Annotated in this window: 18 protein-coding genes; 3 read left to right on the forward strand and 15 right to left on the reverse strand. The window is 40.3% G+C overall.

Annotation, left to right across the window (positions count from 1 at the left end; translation table 11 throughout):
* Nucleotides 1-21: 21 nt before the first annotated feature.
* Together map and glnD are read left to right on the forward strand one after the other, a co-directional pair.
* Nucleotides 22-813, forward strand: a complete 792-nt coding sequence (gene map / locus QZ562_RS05170) for a type I methionyl aminopeptidase (protein ID WP_293757705.1) — start codon at nucleotides 22-24, stop codon at nucleotides 811-813.
* A gap of 138 nt (nucleotides 814-951) precedes the next feature.
* Nucleotides 952-3,567 carry a [protein-PII] uridylyltransferase gene (gene glnD, locus QZ562_RS05175; RefSeq protein ID WP_293757648.1) on the forward strand — a complete coding sequence of 872 codons (2,616 nt, stop codon included), beginning with the start codon at nucleotides 952-954 and terminating at the stop codon, nucleotides 3,565-3,567.
* A gap of 387 nt (nucleotides 3,568-3,954) precedes the next feature.
* Here the strand turns inward: glnD and QZ562_RS05180 are convergent, their stop codons facing one another.
* The 10 genes from QZ562_RS05180 to trmJ form a co-directional block, all read right to left on the reverse strand.
* Nucleotides 3,955-4,254 carry a YebG family protein gene (locus QZ562_RS05180; RefSeq protein ID WP_293757650.1) on the reverse strand — a complete coding sequence of 100 codons (300 nt, stop codon included), beginning with the start codon at nucleotides 4,252-4,254 and terminating at the stop codon, nucleotides 3,955-3,957.
* 161 nt (nucleotides 4,255-4,415) lie between these two features.
* Nucleotides 4,416-4,754, reverse strand: a complete 339-nt coding sequence (gene fdx, locus QZ562_RS05185) for an ISC system 2Fe-2S type ferredoxin (protein ID WP_293757652.1) — start codon at nucleotides 4,752-4,754, stop codon at nucleotides 4,416-4,418.
* A gap of 33 nt (nucleotides 4,755-4,787) precedes the next feature.
* Nucleotides 4,788-6,662: a Fe-S protein assembly chaperone HscA gene (hscA, locus tag QZ562_RS05190; RefSeq protein ID WP_293757654.1), complete on the reverse strand. Its 1,875-nt coding sequence runs from the start codon at nucleotides 6,660-6,662 to the stop codon at nucleotides 4,788-4,790.
* A gap of 37 nt (nucleotides 6,663-6,699) precedes the next feature.
* A complete protein-coding gene (gene hscB, locus QZ562_RS05195; protein ID WP_293757656.1) occupies nucleotides 6,700-7,227 on the reverse strand; it encodes a co-chaperone HscB in 528 nt (175 codons plus the stop codon).
* Between the two features lie 57 nt (nucleotides 7,228-7,284).
* Nucleotides 7,285-7,608 (reverse strand): iron-sulfur cluster assembly protein IscA, encoded by a 324-nt coding sequence (gene iscA / locus QZ562_RS05200; RefSeq protein WP_293757658.1) that lies wholly within the window; start codon nucleotides 7,606-7,608, stop codon nucleotides 7,285-7,287.
* Between the two features lie 32 nt (nucleotides 7,609-7,640).
* The gene (iscU, locus tag QZ562_RS05205; protein WP_293757660.1) at nucleotides 7,641-8,021 is read right to left on the reverse strand and encodes a Fe-S cluster assembly scaffold IscU; all 381 of its coding nucleotides are present in this window, start codon (nucleotides 8,019-8,021) and stop codon (nucleotides 7,641-7,643) included.
* Between the two features lie 115 nt (nucleotides 8,022-8,136).
* A complete protein-coding gene (locus QZ562_RS05210) occupies nucleotides 8,137-9,360 on the reverse strand; it encodes an IscS subfamily cysteine desulfurase (RefSeq protein ID WP_293757662.1) in 1,224 nt (407 codons plus the stop codon).
* Between the two features lie 11 nt (nucleotides 9,361-9,371).
* Nucleotides 9,372-9,860 (reverse strand): Fe-S cluster assembly transcriptional regulator IscR, encoded by a 489-nt coding sequence (gene iscR, locus QZ562_RS05215; protein ID WP_293757664.1) that lies wholly within the window; start codon nucleotides 9,858-9,860, stop codon nucleotides 9,372-9,374.
* A 124-nt stretch (nucleotides 9,861-9,984) separates the two neighbouring features.
* Nucleotides 9,985-10,794 carry a serine O-acetyltransferase gene (gene cysE / locus QZ562_RS05220; RefSeq protein ID WP_293757666.1) on the reverse strand — a complete coding sequence of 270 codons (810 nt, stop codon included), beginning with the start codon at nucleotides 10,792-10,794 and terminating at the stop codon, nucleotides 9,985-9,987.
* A 7-nt stretch (nucleotides 10,795-10,801) separates the two neighbouring features.
* Nucleotides 10,802-11,542 (reverse strand): tRNA (cytosine(32)/uridine(32)-2'-O)-methyltransferase TrmJ, encoded by a 741-nt coding sequence (gene trmJ, locus QZ562_RS05225; protein ID WP_293757668.1) that lies wholly within the window; start codon nucleotides 11,540-11,542, stop codon nucleotides 10,802-10,804.
* 272 nt (nucleotides 11,543-11,814) lie between these two features.
* Between trmJ and suhB the strand changes: the two genes are divergently transcribed.
* The gene (gene suhB, locus QZ562_RS05230; protein ID WP_293757671.1) at nucleotides 11,815-12,588 is read left to right on the forward strand and encodes an inositol-1-monophosphatase; all 774 of its coding nucleotides are present in this window, start codon (nucleotides 11,815-11,817) and stop codon (nucleotides 12,586-12,588) included.
* A gap of 323 nt (nucleotides 12,589-12,911) precedes the next feature.
* Here the strand turns inward: suhB and QZ562_RS05235 are convergent, their stop codons facing one another.
* The 5 genes from QZ562_RS05235 to QZ562_RS05255 form a co-directional block, all read right to left on the reverse strand.
* Nucleotides 12,912-16,031, reverse strand: a complete 3,120-nt coding sequence (locus tag QZ562_RS05235) for an efflux RND transporter permease subunit (protein ID WP_293757673.1) — start codon at nucleotides 16,029-16,031, stop codon at nucleotides 12,912-12,914.
* Entirely contained in the window at nucleotides 16,024-17,586 is a 1,563-nt protein-coding gene (locus tag QZ562_RS05240) for an efflux RND transporter periplasmic adaptor subunit (protein ID WP_293757675.1), read from the reverse strand. The genes QZ562_RS05235 and QZ562_RS05240 overlap by 8 nt, the downstream gene beginning before the upstream one ends.
* Nucleotides 17,586-18,944 carry a TolC family protein gene (locus QZ562_RS05245; protein ID WP_293757677.1) on the reverse strand — a complete coding sequence of 453 codons (1,359 nt, stop codon included), beginning with the start codon at nucleotides 18,942-18,944 and terminating at the stop codon, nucleotides 17,586-17,588. The genes QZ562_RS05240 and QZ562_RS05245 overlap by 1 nt, the downstream gene beginning before the upstream one ends.
* A 126-nt stretch (nucleotides 18,945-19,070) precedes the next feature.
* Nucleotides 19,071-19,463: a hypothetical protein gene (locus tag QZ562_RS05250; RefSeq protein ID WP_293757679.1), complete on the reverse strand. Its 393-nt coding sequence runs from the start codon at nucleotides 19,461-19,463 to the stop codon at nucleotides 19,071-19,073.
* Nucleotides 19,464-19,685: 222 nt separating this feature from the next.
* On the reverse strand, nucleotides 19,686-19,940 hold the full coding sequence (locus QZ562_RS05255) for a hypothetical protein (RefSeq protein ID WP_293757681.1): 255 nt from the start codon (nucleotides 19,938-19,940) through the stop codon (nucleotides 19,686-19,688).
* Nucleotides 19,941-19,981: the final 41 nt, after the last annotated feature.

Below are 19,981 nucleotides of genomic sequence, written 5' to 3' on the forward strand. Positions count from 1 at the left end.
GTATTAAGTAGGAATAACACATTGCCCGCCACAATTAAAACTACAGATGAAATTGAGAAAATGCGTGTCGCTGGTCGACTTGCCGCAGATGTTTTGCAAATGATTGGTGAATATGTCAAGAAGGGCGTGACCACCAATGAGCTGGATCAGATTTGTCATGACTACATCGTTAACGTGCAAAATTGTATTCCTGCACCTCTCAATTACGGTAACCCACCTTTTCCAAAATCGATTTGTACTTCAGTCAACCATGTCATTTGTCACGGCATTCCTGCCGACAAACAACTTAAAGATGGCGATTCAGTCAATATTGATGTAACGGTTATTAAAGATGGTTATCACGGCGACACATCAAAAATGTTTGTGGTGGGTGAACCTTCAATAATGGCAGATAGACTTATTAGAGTGACACAAGAGTCTTTGTACAAAGGAATAAAAATGGTCAAGCCTGGTGTTCGCTTAGGTGACATTGGCCATGCTATTCAACAATATGCTGAAAGCCATAATTACTCTATTGTTCGTGAGTATTGTGGTCATGGCATAGGTGCTAACTTTCATGAAGAGCCACAAGTTGTCCATTACGGAAGACCCAACACAGGCGAAACTCTTGAAGAAGGTATGTGTTTTACTATCGAACCGATGATTAATGCGGGTAAACGATATTCAAAAGTATTACCTGATCAATGGACTGTTGTCACCAAAGACCGAAGCTTAAGCGCACAGTGGGAACATACCTTGTTAGTGACTGCAAACGGTGTCGAAATATTAACTCTGCGTGACGACGAAGAAATTGACCGCGTTATTAACCATTAACACAATTAGCGTCCAGTTAGTGGGAGCAAAACTTACGATAAATAGCTATTTCTTGCGGTAAATAGCTATTTACTACACATAGTGTCTGCGTATTTTGTGCCAATAAATCAAGTCACCACTCATTTAAAGGTATTCACATTGTCTCTAAAAAGCCTACTTAGCCAAATAAAACTGATTAACAGTACAGATAATATTGCTGCCTACAAAACTATCGTCACTAATAGCTACGAATGGCTAGAAAGTGAATTAGGTAGAGGTGACGTCACGGGGCTAGTGTTAGGAAGATCCACAATAGTCGATGCATTGCTCAAGCATATCTGGCAATTAATGGACTTACATAATGAGCATCATTTGGCACTCATTGCAGTAGGCGGTTATGGGCGAGGACAACTCCAACCTCATTCAGATATCGATCTGCTAGTGTTAAGCAAAAAAACACTATCTAAGAAACAGCAAGACCGAATTAGTCAGTTTATTACTCTGTTGTGGGATATAGGTCTAGATGTGGGTCAATCAGTTCGTACCATTAAAGAAACGTTTCAATTAGCAAAACAAGACGTCACTATAGCCACAAACTTAGTAGAAGCTCGTTTGTTAATTGGTTGCCAGGCAACCTTCGAAGGCTTACAAGATAGACTCAGTTCGAGAGCGTATTGGAGTAGTAAAGATTTTTTCTTAGCAAAATACCAAGAGCAAAAGCACCGTCATAAAAAATTCAAAGATACTTCATACAATTTAGAACCTAACGTTAAAGAAAGCCCTGGCTGCTTAAGAGATATTCAGTCAATAGGTTGGGTTGCCAAGAAACACTTTAATGCAATGGCCGGAACTGAATTAGTCGAGCATGGTTATTTTAATCAGCAGGAATTTGACGAATTAACAGAATGTCGAGAAAGCCTTTGGCAAATTAGGTTTGCCTTACATATTGTGGCTGGGCGTAGCGAAAATCGCTTATTGTTTGACTATCAGACCGATGTTGCATCACGACTAGGTTATGGCGTCGAAGGTAAAGATTCAGTAGAACGAATGATGAGAGCTTTTTTTAGAACCGTTAGACGTATCAGTGAGTTGAATAAAATGTTGATGCAACGTTTTAGCCAAGACGTACTTAACTTAAAAGTTCTACAACAAACCAAAATTAATACAGATTTTGAATTACTCGATGGATATATTGCTCCTACTAATGAGAACGTCTTTGCATCTCCTGAAGCTATTTTACAGTTTCTTCTTCTAATTGCAGATACCCCAGAAGTCAAAGACTTACACTCAAGCTGCTTGCGTCAATTGCGTTTGGCAAGAAGACGGTTCCGTAAGCAATACTATGTAGAACGAATTGAATGTCGTGAGCTATTTTTACAATTAATAAAACATCCTAATTTCTTTGCATTAGGATGGGATATTATGCATAAGCACGGCATTTTACAGGCCTATATTCCACAGTGGGATCAAATAGTGGGCATGATGCAGTTTGATTTATTTCACGCCTATACTGTTGACGAACATACTCATCGTCTAGTAAAAAACATTCATCAATATTCACAACCTGACAACAAAGAATTCCCCCGCTGTGGCAATATAGTCAAAAATCTTGATAAGCCAGAGCTTTTATACGTTGCCGCTATCTTCCATGATATTGGCAAAGGTCGTAATGGTGATCACTCTAAACTGGGTGCAATAGATGTAGAAGAATTTTGTCGCCGTCATGGTGTCAATACCACAGATACGGAACTGATTAGATGGTTGGTCGAGAGTCACTTGTTAATGTCTGTCATCGCACAAAGGCGAGATATTTATGACCCAGCTGTTATTAACGAGTTTGCACAGTCGGTGCGTACACACAACAATTTAAACCACTTATATGTGTTGACCCTCGCAGACATTCGAGCAACCAATGACAATTTATGGAACGATTGGAAAGCTACATTGTTAAGGGAATTATATATACTTACTCAAAAAGCCTTAGACAATGGCCTAGAGTGCAAAGTAGCTTTACAAGACAGAATTAGTGAACATAAAACTAAAGCGATGGCCTCAATGCTAGAAAATAGCATGAACGAGACTCAAATATTACAGTTTTGGCAACGCTTAAGTGATGACTATTTTGCACGTTTCAAGCCAGCGCAAATTGCGTGGCATGCTAATTTAATTTTAGCAGCACATCCTATGACAGATGATTTTTTACAAGTTGGCACTAGTGCTAATACATCCAAAGCTGGTGCAGAACTCATTGTATATGGTAAAGACAAATCTATGATGTTTGCCCAAATTGCCTCCGTCCTAGATAGCCGAAACTGTTCCATTCATGATGCACAAATTATGCGTACTCAGGATGGTTACTTGTTTGACAGCTTTACTATTTTTGAACAAAACGGCGATAGGATTACGTCAGAATCACGTTTAGATAGCTTACGTGAGGCGGTAGAAATTCAGTTAAACAAACCCGGCCAAGACCACATCAACAGACGTAAGATGTCTCGTCGAATGAAACAGTTAGATGTAAAAACCAAAGTCAGATTTTACCCCAGTCAAACTAATGCCACAATGGTTGAACTCGAAGCTCTGGATGCTCCGGGGTTACTCGCGAACATCAGCGAACAATTCATTGCACTTAAATTTAAATTACACCAAGCTAAAATTTCAACCATTGGTGAACGCGCAGAAGATTTATTTATTGTGAGTAATGAATTTGACCTACCGCTGACTCAGGCTGAGCAAGTTCAGTTAAAAAAACAACTGAGTGAAGCCCTAGATTAAACTAGTGTAAACAGTTATCAAGGTCATGTAATAATGGCCTTGATGCTTAAATGTTGATTTCACAAGCTCTTAATGGGCTTTGCTTTAGAAATTTATGATAGGTAATTTTTATGATTTTGGCGTCATAACAAATCAATTTACTGACTAGTCAGTTAGCCAAATGGTTGTGGTTGGCTGTCAGCGCTCTACATGTTTGGTATGATTTTAGGAGAAGATAACTGCTCATAGAAGGAACTGGTTAAATTTCTAAACACGCACGAAACACTTACGGGAATTAAATTTACAAACAGCTCGCTTCTATTAGCTCCATCAGCTTAAACATATTTTATATATATATCTGAGTATTGAAAATACACGCTTAAAGATTTACATATTCGCTGACTAATTTTAGCTTTTTTTAGCCTTCTTTGGCTCAATAGCCACGACGTCTGCTTTTTCTTCTGTCAATAAACTACCCGCAGTCACACCTTTTAATAGCTTGCTTAACGAATCTTTGTTTTTAGAAAGCATAATAGACAACTCTTCAAGCACAGACATATCAATCTTGATACCTTTGCCTTCTATGTATTCACTAAGATTATCTGCAACATCGAGCATTTTATCGTATTGGTCGGCTTCTTTTTTATCTGCGGTCACAAACTTCTCCACCCCTTTGTGTTCAACTACATAACGCGTGATTACGGTCATAATTTGCTCTCTTTTGATTAACGATGTTGTCCTAGACTAACACGACACCTGTATATATAGACAGTTAATTGTAGTTATTAACCAAAGAAGTTAGTCTTCAGGCAATAAAAAACCAGTTTATAACTGGTTTTATTGAGAAAAATTATATAACAAGTCAATTACTAATGCCCTTCACTCACCATATTAACTGTGTATTTAGGAATTTCTACTACTAGATCATCATCTTGAATAATAGCTTGGCAACCTAGTCTAGAATCCGGTTCTAAACCCCATGCTTTATCTAACATGTCTTCTTCTAATTCATCACCTTCATCCAAGGAGCTAAATCCTTCGCGTATAATGATGTGGCAAGTGGTGCAAGCACATACTTTTTCGCAGGCATGTTCAATACCAATGCCATTTTTCAAAGCAAGGTTTAATACTGAGGTGCCTTTTTCACCTTCTAAAACAGCACCATCTGGGCACAACTCATCGTGAGGTAAAAAAATTACTTGTGGCATACGTAGATTCCTAATATTCAGTAAAGTTATTTGTTATATATGGTCGACTGATTGTCCAGAGAAGGCGCTTTTGATCGATTGATCCATACGTTTCTGGGCAAATGTTTCGCTTAATTTATCTACTTGTTTGATAGCGGCATTGATCGCATCTTTGTCTGTGCCCTTAGCAAGCTCATTAAGCCTTGTAAGTCCGTCTTCTATCGCTTGTATTTCAGATGTTTCGAGCAGCGCTTTGCCGTCGGAATCTAATGCTCCTTGAAGATTTTCTTGCACTCTAGCCGCTTCAACTTGTTGTTCTTTGAGCATACGAGACTGCATATCATCTTGTGCGTTATCCATTGATGCTTTCAACATATCAGCGATTTCGCTATCTTCTAATCCGTATGAAGGCTTGACTTGAATTTCAGTATGTACGCCTGTGGACTTCTCCATGGCCTTAACATTTAAAAGTCCATCAGCATCTACTTGAAAGGTCACCCGAATGTGTGCAGCACCTGCAGCCATAGGTGGGATACCTTTTAAAGTAAATTTGGCTAGGGATCTGCAATCCTTAACTAACTCACGTTCGCCCTGAACCACATGAACCATCATGGCAGTCTGACCGTCTTTAAAAGTGGTGAACTCTTGCGCTTTAGCAACCGGGATAGTGGTATTCCTATGTATCACTTTTTCAGTCAACCCCCCCATGGTTTCAATACCCAATGACAATGGCAACACATCCAGCAGTAACATATCGCTGTCAGGTTTGTTACCCACTAAAATATCAGCCTGAATGGCGGCACCAATTGCTACCACTTTGTCAGGATCAATTGAAGTAAGCGGGGTGCGCTCAAAAAACTCACCAACTTGTTGGCAAACTAATGGTACACGGGTAGATCCCCCCACCATGACAACTTCAATTACTTGGTCTTTTACAAGTCCAGCGTCTTTTAACGCTCTGCGACATGCACGTAAAGTATTCTTAACTAGGTGACTGATGAGTTTTTCAAATTGGTTGATACTGATCATCACCTCATGGTGTGTACCTGCATCATCATTAAATTGTACTGTATGCACTGACTCATGGCTTAATGTTTCTTTAGCTTCTTTGGCCTTATCTAAAAGGATCCGATGCAAACTTTTTGATAAGTCTGTAGTTAATTCACTTTTTTGACGAATGTATTCTACCAATATGGCATCAAAATCATCGCCGCCAAGTGCAGAGTCTCCACCGGTAGAGAGCACTTCGAATACACCTTTACTTAAACGCAAAATAGAAATATCGAAAGTACCACCACCTAGATCATAAACAGCAATAATACCTTCTTGAGATCCTTCTTGCTCTGCATCCAAACCATAAGCAACGGCCGCAGCAGTAGGTTCGTTAAGTAAACGTAATATCTTTAAACCTGCAAGGGCCGCAGCATCTTTTGTGCCTTGTCGTTGTGCATCATCAAAATAAGCGGGAACAGTAACAACCGCACCTTGTAATTCATCACCTAAAGTTTGTTCTGCGCGTTTTTTTAATTCACTCAATATTTTTGCTGATACTTGAACAGGGTTAACGTTACCCGATGTCACCTTCATCACTGGCGATGGAGAGTCAGTAAACTGATAAGGTAAATTTGGGTAAGCCGTTTGAATGTCTTTTACAGAACGGCCTAAAAAACGCTTAACTGACACAATGGTATTAATTGGGTCAATACTCGCCTGTTGTTTGGCTTCTTGTCCAATCACCTCGTCATCGATTAAATACCTAACTACAGAAGGTAACAAATGTCTACCTTGCGTGTCAGGTAATGTGAGTGCTTCACCACTGCGCACAGTTGCAACTAAAGAGTTGGTGGTACCTAGATCGATACCTACTGCTAATTTACGTTGATGAGGAACGGTGCTTTGACCGGGTTCAGATATTTGCAAAAATGCCATGGTTTAATTCGTTTCTTTTAGGTTGCAATAAATAAGATTAAAAATCACTTAATATGTCTTCCTTCAACAAAATCTCAGACAACATTTTATAAGAAAATTTAAGTTGTCTAATAATATCAGCTGCGCTTTGTTCTGCCACTGTTAGGTCACTTTCAAGAAAGTTTCGTAACTTAATTAAATCGCTCTTAATCGTCTGATTAATTTCGTCTTCTAATGACTCTAGGGCTCTCAAGGGATCAGCTTGCTCTGATATCTCGGATAACTCTTCTCGCCATTCCATTTGTTGCATCAGAAAAGCGGTGTCTTTTATAGTTTGTTGTTCATGTTGCAAATCAATACCACGTAAACTTAAGAGGTATTCAGCTCTAGCCAAGGGAGATTTAAGTACTGAATAAGCATCATTTACTTGTGCATTTTTTTGAATTGCCACCAGCTTTTGTTGCTCGCTACCGCTAGCAAATCTATCTGGATGCGTTAAGCGCTGAAGCTGCTGGTAAGTTTGTGGCAATGCAGACAGGTCCACATCAAAAGAAATTGGAATATTAAAAAGTTCAAAATAATTCATTTGTGACTAATTAGAATTGATGTGATTTAGGTGCGCGAGAGTTTAACAAAAATTGCATCAAACATTAAAACTTTCGCCACAGCCGCACTCACCGTTTGCATTGGGGTTGGTAAATTGGAAACCCTCATTCAAGCCTTCTCTGGCAAAATCTAGATGGGTACCATCTAAATAAGCCAAACTTTTACCATCAATAATGATTTTTACACCATTATCTTCAAATAGTTTATCGTCGGCATTCACGCCGTCAACAAACTCGAGCACATAAGCTAAGCCAGAACAGCCAGTGGTTTTAACACCAAGACGCAACCCTAATCCAGATCCTCTATTTTCAAGAAATGTTTTAGCACGTAATGCTGCCGTATCAGATACAGTAATTGCCACTAGCTACTCCTACTTAGTTAACTTATTTTTATTTAAACTTGACGGCTTTTATAATCTGCAACTGCTGCTTTTATGGCATCTTCAGCCAGAATAGAGCAATGGATCTTTACTGGAGGCAAAGCTAACTCTTCAGCAATATCCATGTTGCTAATGGTAGAAGCTTCATCAATGGACTTTCCTTTGACCCATTCAGTAACTAATGAGCTCGAGGCAATAGCCGAACCGCAACCATAAGTTTTAAATTTAGCATCTTCGATAATACCATTCGCATCAATTTTTAATTGTAGCTTCATTACATCACCACAAGCAGGTGCGCCGACCATGCCGGTTGCAATTGAAGGATCGTTCTTATCAAAACCACCGACGTTACGTGGATTTTCGTAGTGGTCTATTACTTTTTCGCTATAAGCCATGATATTTTACCTTTTTTGGTTATGTGCTGAAACAGATCTCGCTGCAGTACGTAAATATTAATTACTAAATCGTTACAGAGCTAACCATTGGTTAACTCTGTTCTAAGTGAACTATCTAGTGGTGAGCCCACTCTACTTTGCTTATGTCGATGCCTTCTTTGTACATATCCCAAAGTGGCGACATATCACGTAATTTATCTATGGCATTACGTATTACACCAATCACATAATCGATTTCAGCTTCAGTAGTAAAGCGTCCCGTAGTGAAACGGATAGAGCTATGTGCTAATTCGTCACTCAATCCTAACGCACGAAGCACGTATGAAGGCTCCAAGCTAGCAGATGTACAAGCAGAACCAGAAGACACAGCCATATCTTTCAGGGCCATAATTAAAGACTCGCCCTCAACGTAAGCAAAACTAACATTCAAATTACCTGCGATACGGCTTTCCATATCACCATTTAAATATACTGCTTCCATATCTTTGATGCCGTTCCATAATTTGTTACGTAACATCATTAGACGTTCATTTTCAGCACCCATATCTTGTTTAGCAATCCGGAATGATTCGCCCATACCGACTATTTGATGAGTTGCCATAGTACCAGAACGCATTCCACGTTCATGACCCCCACCGTGCATCTGCGCTTCCAGGCGTATGCGTGGCTTACGACGAACAAACAAAGCTCCGATGCCTTTAGGACCATATGTTTTGTGGGCACAAAACGACATTAAATCGACTTTCATTGTTTGTAAATCGATGGGAACTTTACCAGTGCTTTGTGCCGCATCAACATGAAACAAAATTTTCCGTTCACGACATACTTCACCAATAGCGGCAATATCTTGGATAACACCAATTTCATTGTTTACATGCATGATACTGACTAAAATAGTTTCAGGGCGAATGGCTGCAATTAGCTTGTCTAACAAGATTAAACCATTTGGTTCTGGATCCATGTAAGTGACTTCGTAACCTTCACGCTCTAGCTGGCGCATGGTGTCAAGCACGGCTTTATGCTCAGTCTTGAGAGTTATTAGGTGTTTGCCTTTTTTACCATAAAAATTAGCAGCACCTTTAATCGCAAGATTGTTGGATTCAGTCGCACCTGAAGTGAAAACAATTTCTCTTGGGTCAGCATTGACCAAATCAGCAATTTGGTTACGAGCAATATCGACTGCTTCTTCTGCTACCCAGCCAAATTTGTGGGAACGAGATGCAGGATTACCGAATATGCCATCAGAAGTTAAGCAGTCTGCCATTTTGGCTGCTACACGAGGGTCGACTGGTGTAGTTGATGAATAATCCAGATAGATGGGAAGCTTTAATTCGCTCATTTTTTACTCCGCTAAAGCTGCAAACTGATAGAGATTTCGTTTGCTGCTAATTGATTAAGATGTTTATGTTTGTCTTGTCTTTCGGCTACTTGTTTCACATCATGCTGCAGCATAAGCTCGCCTAAAGTGATGCCATCTAAAAATATACTGATCCTGTCGCTAAGGCCTTCCCATAAATTATGGGTCAGACAACGTTCGCCACCTTGACAAGCTCCTTGGCCCTGACACTTAGTCGCGTCAACAGACTCATTTACTGCTCGAATGACTTCACCAATCGATATTTCATTAGCTACGCGACCCAACTTGTAACCACCACCAGGACCGCGAACACTATTCACTAACTTCTCTCTACGTAAACGAGAGAAAAGTTGTTCAAGATAGGACAAAGAAATTTCTTGACGCTCGGATATATCAGCTAAGGAGACAGGCCCACGTTGTGAATGTAAAGACACATCCAACATAGCTGTCACTGCGTAACGACCTTTAGAAGTCAATTTCATTGTTATTAACCTATTACCAATACAGATAACAACAATTACATACCTGACTATTTTAGTCAAGTATTTAACCCTGTAGTTTAGTCAAGTATTTAACCTTGTGTTTTAGTCAAGTATTAGCTTTGTGTTATATCTTGGGGTCGAAGGCTTCACTGACTTTTTTAATATCTTCCACATGCTCACCATCTGAGAAGTCTTCTAGCTCTAAAGTAGGTAATGATTTACCACAGACGTCACCACCCATCTTATTAATTGCTAAACACATTTCTTCAACTTTTTTATCAACGAGATGAACATGATCCACCATCACCCCAATTGCGTGAGCTATTGGGTCAGGATTATCTGTTGCTACTGCATACGCATCAAAACCATACTTTTTTGCTATTTTTTGACGCTCACCGTCAGTTGGCGCTTCTGGTTTGTTCTGCTGGGCTACAACGCGGCCAGGAATACCTATTACCGTTGCGTTTTCTGGTACATCACGCACCACCACTGAGTTTGAACCTATTTTTGCGCCTTTGTGCATAGTAATTGGACCCAGTACTTTTGCACCAGCACCAACCACCACGTTATCTTCCAAAGTAGGGTGCCGTTTACCTGCCGTCCAACTAGTACCACCCAGTGTGACGCCATGATACAAGGTCACATCGTTACCAATTTCTGCTGTTTCACCAATAACGACACCCATGCCGTGGTCGATAAAAAATCGTCGACCAAGTTTTGCACCAGGATGAATTTCAATGCCCGTTAACCAACGAGAAAAAGTAGAAATAGAACGTGCAAGCCATTGCCAGTTTGCTTTCCACAATCTATGGCTTAGACGGTGAAACCAAACCGCGTGCAAACCCGGATAATTAGTGACAACCTCCAAAGTATTGCGTGCGGCAGGGTCACGATGAAATACACTCTGAACATCTTCTTTCATTCTGCTGAACATAATTAACCTACTGCTCTCGGTTTTTGATATATTTGTCGACCGACGCCAAGATACCGCGCAATATATTCAGTTCTTGTGTCTCTGGACGTGCCCGATTATAGAGACGTCGTAATTTGGCTATTACCATACCGGGATGTTTGGCAATGATGAAATTCGTTTTAATGAGGGTTTGTTCCAAATGACTATAAAAACCCTCAAGATCCTCGACAAGCGGATATTCAGTGTCTTCAGGATGATTTTCTGGGTGTTGGCTACGTGATAGATTTAAGTAAGCCATCCGAAGCTCATAACATAAAGTTTGAACAGCTGCTGCTAAGTTTAAAGAACTATAATCTGGATTAGCAGGAATACACACATGAAACTGACATAACTGCAGTTCATCGTTACTTAATCCATTATTTTCACGCCCGAATACCAAAGCAACTGGGTAATTAGGTAATTCACTAATCATCTTCTCACCACAGCCTCTTGGCTCTAACATCGGCCAAGATAATGTACGTGACCGAGCGCTGGTGCCGATCACTAAGCCACAACCAGCCACAGCTTCGGACAACGTACTTACAATCTTTGCATTAGCCAATACATCCCCAGCGCCTGCAGCTAGCGCAATGGACTTGCCATCTGGTGCAGAAACTGGATCAACCAATACCAACTGACTTAGTCCCATTGTTTTCATCGCTCTAGCTGCTGAACCAATGTTACCCGTATGGGATGTGTTAACTAAAACGATGCGAATGTTTTCTAACATATTGAGTATTGTCTTTTGAGTTGCAAGTCACTTTTGGTCGCGAACAATAGCATATATCCAACTTACCTCAAAATGACGTTTCAACATAATACAAGGTAGATCAAGCAACGATATATCTCGTAACGTGGGGACTAATAAGGAGTATATCAAAAATATTTTGATTGCTTAATTAAGCTTTTTTGGTACACTACGCGGCGATTTTTTGGCTTGGCAGTTTATATATATATCTTGCAAAGTTATATTTAATGTTCTTTTAAAATTGGTGGTTTACTATGCATCCTATGCTTAATATAGCGATCCGTGCTGCACGGGCAGCGGGCAACATCATTGCTAATGGGTTTGATAATCAGACTGACTTGCAAACTGAAGCAAAAGGCGACAACGATTACGTCACTCGTATTGACAGGGAGGCCGAAAAAGCCATAATTCACAAAATCAAGTTATCCTACCCAGAACACAGTTTTGTGGGTGAAGAAGGTGGCGTGGTTGAGGGTGACAATGACTTTAAATGGGTAATAGACCCATTAGATGGAACCACTAATTTTATTAAAGGCATTCCTCACTTTGCGGTATCCATTGCCTTAATGCATAAGGGCCGCCTAGATCAAAGTGTTATATTTGACCCCATACGTGGCGAGTTATTTACAGCTAGCAGAGGTGCAGGTGCACAGCTTAACGGTTTTCGAATACGCGCCAGTAAAGCTAAAGAGTTAAGCCAAACTATACTAGCCACATCTTTCCCTTTCAAAAATAAAACCAAATTGCCTCAGTATTTAGAAAGTTTCAATAAAATATTCATGCAATCAGGCGATATACGTCGCAGTGGTTCTGCAGCTTTAGATTTAGCTTATGTTGCAGCCGGCCGTTATGACGGTTATTGGGAGAGTGGACTAAAACCTTGGGATATGGCAGCCGGTGAATTGATGGTGCGTGAATCTGGTGGATTGGTTACAGACTTTTCTGGTGGTAACGACCCCATGCATAAAGGCGAAATCGTGGCAGGTAGCCCTAAAGTTGTACAAATTTTAGTGAAACACTTGAAGTAAGATTTACACAAATTTTCAAGGCGAGCATTAGCTCGCCTTTTTTACATCTTTTGCTCTGAAAACTAACTGCCTGTTTCATGTATTCGTTCCATATAATCCCAATGATTTTGGCTATAGGAAGAATAAAAAAATTCTGAAAATTGGAATGTAAAATTCTTGACCCTATGTGGTAAACAATTTTATTGTTTTTTATTTTTTTTATCCAATACCTCAATTAATTATCTAAGCAACATTAAGAGCCTGATTTTGTAATACTTCATCTCCTTGCTACCGTCATGCAGACCCAAAATTTTTGGGTATACACTTTCCTATTTTTATATTTTTCATTTTATAGCTTGTTTGCGCCATAACAAATAAACAACAGGCACAATAATCAATGACAGCAAAAGAGCGCTCGCCATTCCGCCTACCATAGGAGCAGCGATACGGCTCATGACTTCTGAACCTGTACCAGAGCCATATAAAACTGGTAATAGGCCTATCATAATTGTGGCAACTGTCATCATAACGGGTCTCACTCTAAGTCCAGCCCCCTGCATTACCGTATCGATCAACTCTTCCAGACTAGGTTTAGTGAGGTTTTTTTGGTGCGTTTGTATCAATTTATTGTAGGACTGATTGAGATAAACCAACATAATCACACCGATCTCTGCTGCCACGCCGGCCAGTGCGATAAAACCAACACCGGATGCAACAGATAGGTTGAAGTTTTCTATATACAACAACCAAATGCCGCCAATTAGTGCCAGAGGTAAAGTTCCTATAATAATGGCGACTTCAACAAAACTGCGAAAACTGAGATATAACAAAATAACAATTATCGCTAAGGTTAGAGGCAATACATAGGCCAACTTCTCTTTAGCCCGTTGCATATATTCATATTGACCAGCCCAATTTAAGCTATAACCCGTCGGCAGGTCTAATTCTTTAGATAATAACTGCTTTGCATTTTCAACATAGCTTCCAACATCAATATCTTTAATATCAATGTAGGTCCAACCGTTTATTCGCGCATTCTCACTTTTTATACCAGGCGGGCCATCTTCTATGTAAATTTCAGCTACATCCGCCAGGGCGATGCGTTGTCCACTTGGTGTGACAACAGGCAATAAGGCAAGTTGTTCCGGCGAATCCCGATAACTTTGTGGGTAACGTAAGTTGATAGGATAACGCTCCAAACCTTCTACCGATTCAGATACGTTCACTCCTCCAATAGCAGTAGATATGACTTGTTGCACATCCGCAATATTTAATCCATAACGAGAGGCTAGTTCACGCTTAATATCAATTTTTATATAACGACCACCCACCACCCTTTCCGAATATACTGAAGCGGTGCCTGGCAGCTGAGAAAGAATTTGTTCTATATCTTGTCCGATTCGTTGAATAATACCCAAGTCACCCCCTGCTACCTTGATACCAACAGGTGTTTTAATTCCTGTAGCAAGCATATCAATACGGGTTTTTATTGGCATCACCCAAGCGTTGGTTAACCCTGGAAACTGCACCAGCTCATTCAACATCTCACGCAATTTTTCGGTTGTCATACCTTCACGCCACAATTCTTTAGGTTTGAGCTTAATAAAAGTTTCAATCATTGTCAGTGGAGCAGGATCAGTAGCTGTTTCGGCGCGCCCAATTTTTCCAAATACATGTTCTACTTCAGGAACCGTAGCAATTAGCTTATCAGTTTGTTGTAACAGCTCACGTGCCTTACCTATTGATAAACCGGCATAAGTAGTTGGCATATACATTAAATCTCCTTCATCTAAAGGAGGAATAAACTCACTACCGAGTTTGTTGATAGGATAAAAACCCACCACAGCAATAAGCAAGGTAATCAACACTGTAAACTTTGGGTAATTCAAAACGAGTCGTAAAACAGGTAAGTAAATGGCCACTAACAACCGGTTGAGTGGGTTCTTTTTTTCACTCACGATTTTACCGCGAATAAAATATCCCATCAGCACGGGCACAAGGGTAATAGCTAAGCCTGCTGACGCCGCCATTGCATAAGTTTTAGTATAGGCAAGGGGGGCAAACATCTTACCTTCCTGTGCTTCTAAAATAAATACTGGTAAAAAACTCACGGTGATAATCAATAGACTAAAAAACAAGGCAGGACCTACCTCGGATGCTGACTTTGCCACCACCTGCCAACGATTTTCATTAGTGAGAGGTGTTTTTTCCATATGTTTATGCATATTCTCAATCATCACTATCGCACCATCAGTCATAGCACCAATTGCGATGGCAATGCCCCCTAGCGACATAATATTGGCGTTGACCCCTTGCCAATACATAATGATGAATGACACAAGAATGCCTATAGGCAAACTGATAACAGCTACAATTGAGGAACGGATATGAAACAAAAATACAGCACAAACTAAAGCAACAATCAGCAGCTCTTCGCCTAGTTTAGACCATAGATTTTCCACAGCTCGAGTAATCAAATCTGAACGATCATACACCGTCACTATTTCGACTCCTTCAGGCAAACTGTCTTTTAATGTGTCTAATTTTTGTTTTACCCCAGCAATGGTTTGTTGTGCATTTTCACCAAAACGCATCACCACTACAGCACCTGTGACTTCGCCTTCACCATTAAGCTCTGCAATGCCTCTGCGCATCTGTGGACCAACACGAATATCTGCAACGTCTCTGAGTAATAAGGGTGTTCCTCTATTATTGATCCCCAGAGGAATAAGGGCTAAGTCTTGAATTGATTGAATATATCCAGAAGCACTGACCATATACTCGGCTTCAGCCATCTCGATAACAGAAGCGCCCACTTCTTGATTACCCTGTTTGATGGCTAGCTGAATAAGACTTAATGGAATGCCATATGCTCGTAATTTATCTGGGTCGACTATAATTTGGTATTGTTTGACCATGCCCCCAATCGAAGCGACTTCTGATACCCCAGATACAGTTTGTAATTCAAATTTAAGAAACCAATCTTGAATAGCACGCAACTGACTCAGGTCATGTTTTCCAGTTCTGTCTACAAGTGCATATAAGTAAATCCAGCCCACACCCGTTGCATCAGGACCTAGTTGCGGTTTTGCCGCAGCTGGTAGGCGGGGTGATACTTGTGACAAATACTCCATGACCCTACTACGTGCCCAGTAAAGGTCAGTTTTATCATCAAATATAATATATACAAAGGAGTCACCAAAAAACGAAAAACCACGCACTGTTTTGGCACCCGGAACAGATAACATGGCAGTAGTAAGAGGGTATGTCACTTGATCTTCGACAACTTGAGGTGACTGTCCGGGGTAATTGGTTTTAATAATCACTTGCACATCAGACAGATCAGGTAAAGCATCAACGGGTGTATTTCGAAGTGCAAATAATCCAAAGCCAATAATAATAAAAGTAGTCAGCAACACAAAAAATCTATTCGTAATTGACCAATGAATAACTCGTTCAATCATGGTTATGTCCCTGCATTTGCTCTTGCTCTTGCTCTTGAAGAATTAGTACATAGTCAATAATCAAGAAGTCACCGTTTTTAATTTCAAACGTGAAACGTATTTTGTCACCTTGCTGTAGTTCGTTCAGAAATACACGTTCAGAAAAAACAAAATCTAGAGTTGCTGGGCCTCGCTCCCACTTTTCAATAGGCCCACGGCTAATATTAGCCACGCGAGTCTGAACGTTAATTTGGTTAATAACCCCCTCAACATTGGCTGAGTCAAATTGGCTTTCATAGTTTTCTTGGCTTTCATGGTTTTCATGATGAGCTTTATCATCTTGATTTTCTTGATGATGTTGATGCTCTTCTGCAGTGATAGCTGACATACGCATAAAATCAGAATGGATACTACTCTCAGAGTCCAATAAAAACTGCGCTGAGACCACTATTTGTTCACCTTCTTTCACACCACCCAATATTTGCGCAGACTTATTAGTAACCTGTCCTAGGATCACCGCAACAGATTTGTATTGCCCTTGCCCCATCACTAATACCACTCGATTTTGAGTGCCAGTGCGAATAACAGCTTCCTTAGGCACCATTAACGTTTGCTGTCCAGAGTCAGTATGAATGATGACATGAGCAAACATATTTGGCTTTAGTAACATATCAACATTATCAAAACGCAACCTCACCTTTAAAGTGCGCGTTTGAGCATCAAGGGTGGGATACACATAATCGACCTGCCCTTGCCATGTTTTGCCTGGTACAAAACCCAGAGTCATAGTGACCAACTGACCGACTTTAACCTGAGCAGCTTGACGTTCGAACACCTCAGCTTTAACCCATACATCATCCAATGCACCAATAGACATTAAAGTGGTACCGGGCTTTACGTAAAATCCTTCTCTAATATCTAGATTATCTATCACGCCGGATTGCGGTGCGTTAAATACGATAGTTTGTTGTACCACTTGAGTACTTTTAAGTCGCCTTAGGGTTTCTTTGGGCATTTGTAATGCTAATAAGCGACTTTCTGCCGCTGACGTTAATTCTTGATTGTTACGCCTTTTTGCCAGTAAGTATTCCTCTTGTGCATTCACAAGCTCAGGTGAATACAAGGCATACAGAGGCTCGCCTTTATTTACCTGCTCACCTGCCGCTTTGATATAAAGTTTTTCAATCCAGCCTTCAACACGAGGATGTACATGCAACAGATTGTTTTCATTGTACTGCACATAACCTACTGTTTTTATGGTCTCCTGAAGTATATCTAGCTTAACCTTTGCGGTCCTCACACCTAAATTATTAATAACATTTGGCGAGATACGAACCACACCAAGATCTGTGTCTTTGGAAGAGTCTGCAAAAACAGGCACTAATTCCATGCCCATGGGTGATTTTCCGGGCACATCACGTCGAAAATTAGGATCCATGGGTGCCACCCAATAAATGGGATCTGCACTAGCGGGCATTGGTATATTCATTTCCTGGGATATTAACTGTGAATAGATAGTAGTAGTTAATATTGTACCGACCACTCCACCGACAATGACGGCATATAGCGTTTTCATCAATATTCTCTCTTGTTGTATAAGTTTGTATGGCCTTCCAAGAAATACCCAAGTTGCATGCGTATTTTAAACTTTTCGATTTGAATATCGATCAAATCTATTTGCGCATTTAGTTGAGCGATTCGTGCGCGCATCACCTCAGAAAAATTCCCATCATCAGAGGTATAAGCTGACAAAGACGCATCAGCTTGCTCTTGAACTTGTGGCAATATAGCGCTCAAAAACCCTTCTTCACGCTGCACAAAACGAACTTCTTGCTGATAGAGACTCAACATTTGGGCTAACATTCTTTGTTGTAATAGACGTTTGTCAGTTTCTATCACTTCGGCTGTTAGGCGAGAGGCCGCCACTTCACTGTCTTGTTTAGCATAACCAAATATAGGAACATCTACTGTAATACCAATAGAAAAGAAGTTAGCACGGCTCTGGCCAAGCTGGCTTTCATCGCGATAGGCATAACTAGCATTTACACCCCATTGAGGTTTATACCTTTGTTTGGCTAGGCGGACCGCAGTGTTTCCTGCTTTAGCTGATTGTTCGATAGCAAGTAAGGCTGGGTGCTGAGTTAATAATTGCAACAATCCCGTGGTATCTTCTTTTTGTAAAAGTACCTTAATATCGTCTGTCAGTTTTTTGGGGGGGAAAGGTAGTGGAGTTGAAGTATTTTCTGCAAACGTTTTGAATACTGCCCGCTGAGCGGATGGGGAAAGCCATTCTGACAAGTTTGTAAGAGCGATATCTCGCTGACTACTCACGGCAGTTAACCTATCATCTAGTCTGGCTAGCTCAAGTTGTGCACTTATCACATCTTGTTGACGAGTATTTCCTTGGGCAGATGAATAACTTGCTTTTACTATATCGACTAATTGTTCAAAAAGCACTCGGTCACGTCCAATTAAACGAATAGTTTGATCGGCTTTAATGGTATCTAACCAAAGTTGTGATACCGCTACCTGTATTTTTGCTTTGCGATCCTCTCGCTGATATGGATGTTGATCTGCTTGAAAACTTAGCTGTTTTTGCTTGATAGCTAAACTATCTCCTCGTGGAAAGGTTTGAGCTAACCCTACTTTAATTTGTGTCATAGGCTCCTGGTCAAATGCAAAACCATCTGAAGGTAAATTTAACAGTCCCATCGAAAGTGTTGGATCTGGCAAATTATTTGCTCCTTTACTCGCTACTCTTAGCGCCCTTTCTTGAAGCTGATTGCCTATTAACCATGGGTCATGTTGGATCGCTATTTTAACTGCGTCATGCATACTTATACTTGCATACACACTAAAGGATAAGGTACTAATCAACATGACGAACAAGCGTAACGATAATTGCGAAAAATAGAATATGTGAATATATTGCATGGGTAATCCATGGTGCCTAGTTTTGAAAAACTCAAAAATACTAGGGTATTAATATCAAAATAAAGTCGGCAAAACTGCCAGCTAACAAAAGAATACTCGCCATTTCAAACACGGATCTATCCCGTGTTAACTAAAAATGGGAGGTTTAAGCAATGACGGCAGAAATGCGTCTTGTAGTATAAACAGGTAATAAACTGAGGGGTCTGAAGCCGTGTTTAAAGCAGCAGTGGAAGCGGCATGGGTGAGTGTGACGGAAGCGCAAGTTCCTGAGAGACAGCTACAGTCTTGGTCGCAGCACTCCATAGATATTTGTTTTTGCTGCGTATCATGTTCTTTATGATCAGGCATGTCTTGCATGGGCTGGTTGTGCTGCATGGTGACCGAACTATTGGAGGTGGTGTGACCATTGTGCTGACTACTAGCAGGGCCATTCGACTCACAAGGTACAGATGAGTAGGCATATGACTGGCTGATTAACAGCGCCATTATCAAAACCCATGTCATAACCTTATTTGTCATCTGTCGAATTCACCCCGTTCACCAAGAAATTTAAGAATACCATAATGTAACAAACTGTCTATTCTTAGCTACTATTTGCTACTATTTGCTACTCTTTACTTAATTTGGCCTCATCCACTTCAATAATGTTATCTGCAATATACATGTTTTCACAATATTTAGATGAATAACATTGTTGTTGGCTATTTAACACATTTTTGCAAACTAGAACTGGTTCCTTATTTACTTATTGAGGGTCAGGTCTTCCTTTTCTTCGGGTAGTTTAGCCATTAGAGTTCTTACAAATTTAACATCTTGTTCGAGTCCTTTTTTGGTGAAAAATGGTTTAATTTCACTTCTACTTCTATGCCCAGTGCGCCTTTCAATATTATCATCCGATGCGCTCTGGATAGCTATATCAGCAAATATTCCAATAACCGTACAACTGTTTGCGACTAGAACAAAACTAAATAACACCACTACTTTTAAGAATTTCATATTTATTCCTAATCTCAAAGTATTCAATATATCTAAAAAAT

It is taken from the genome of uncultured Paraglaciecola sp. (assembly GCF_913058035.1).
Classification (GTDB): Bacteria; Pseudomonadota; Gammaproteobacteria; order Enterobacterales; family Alteromonadaceae; genus Paraglaciecola.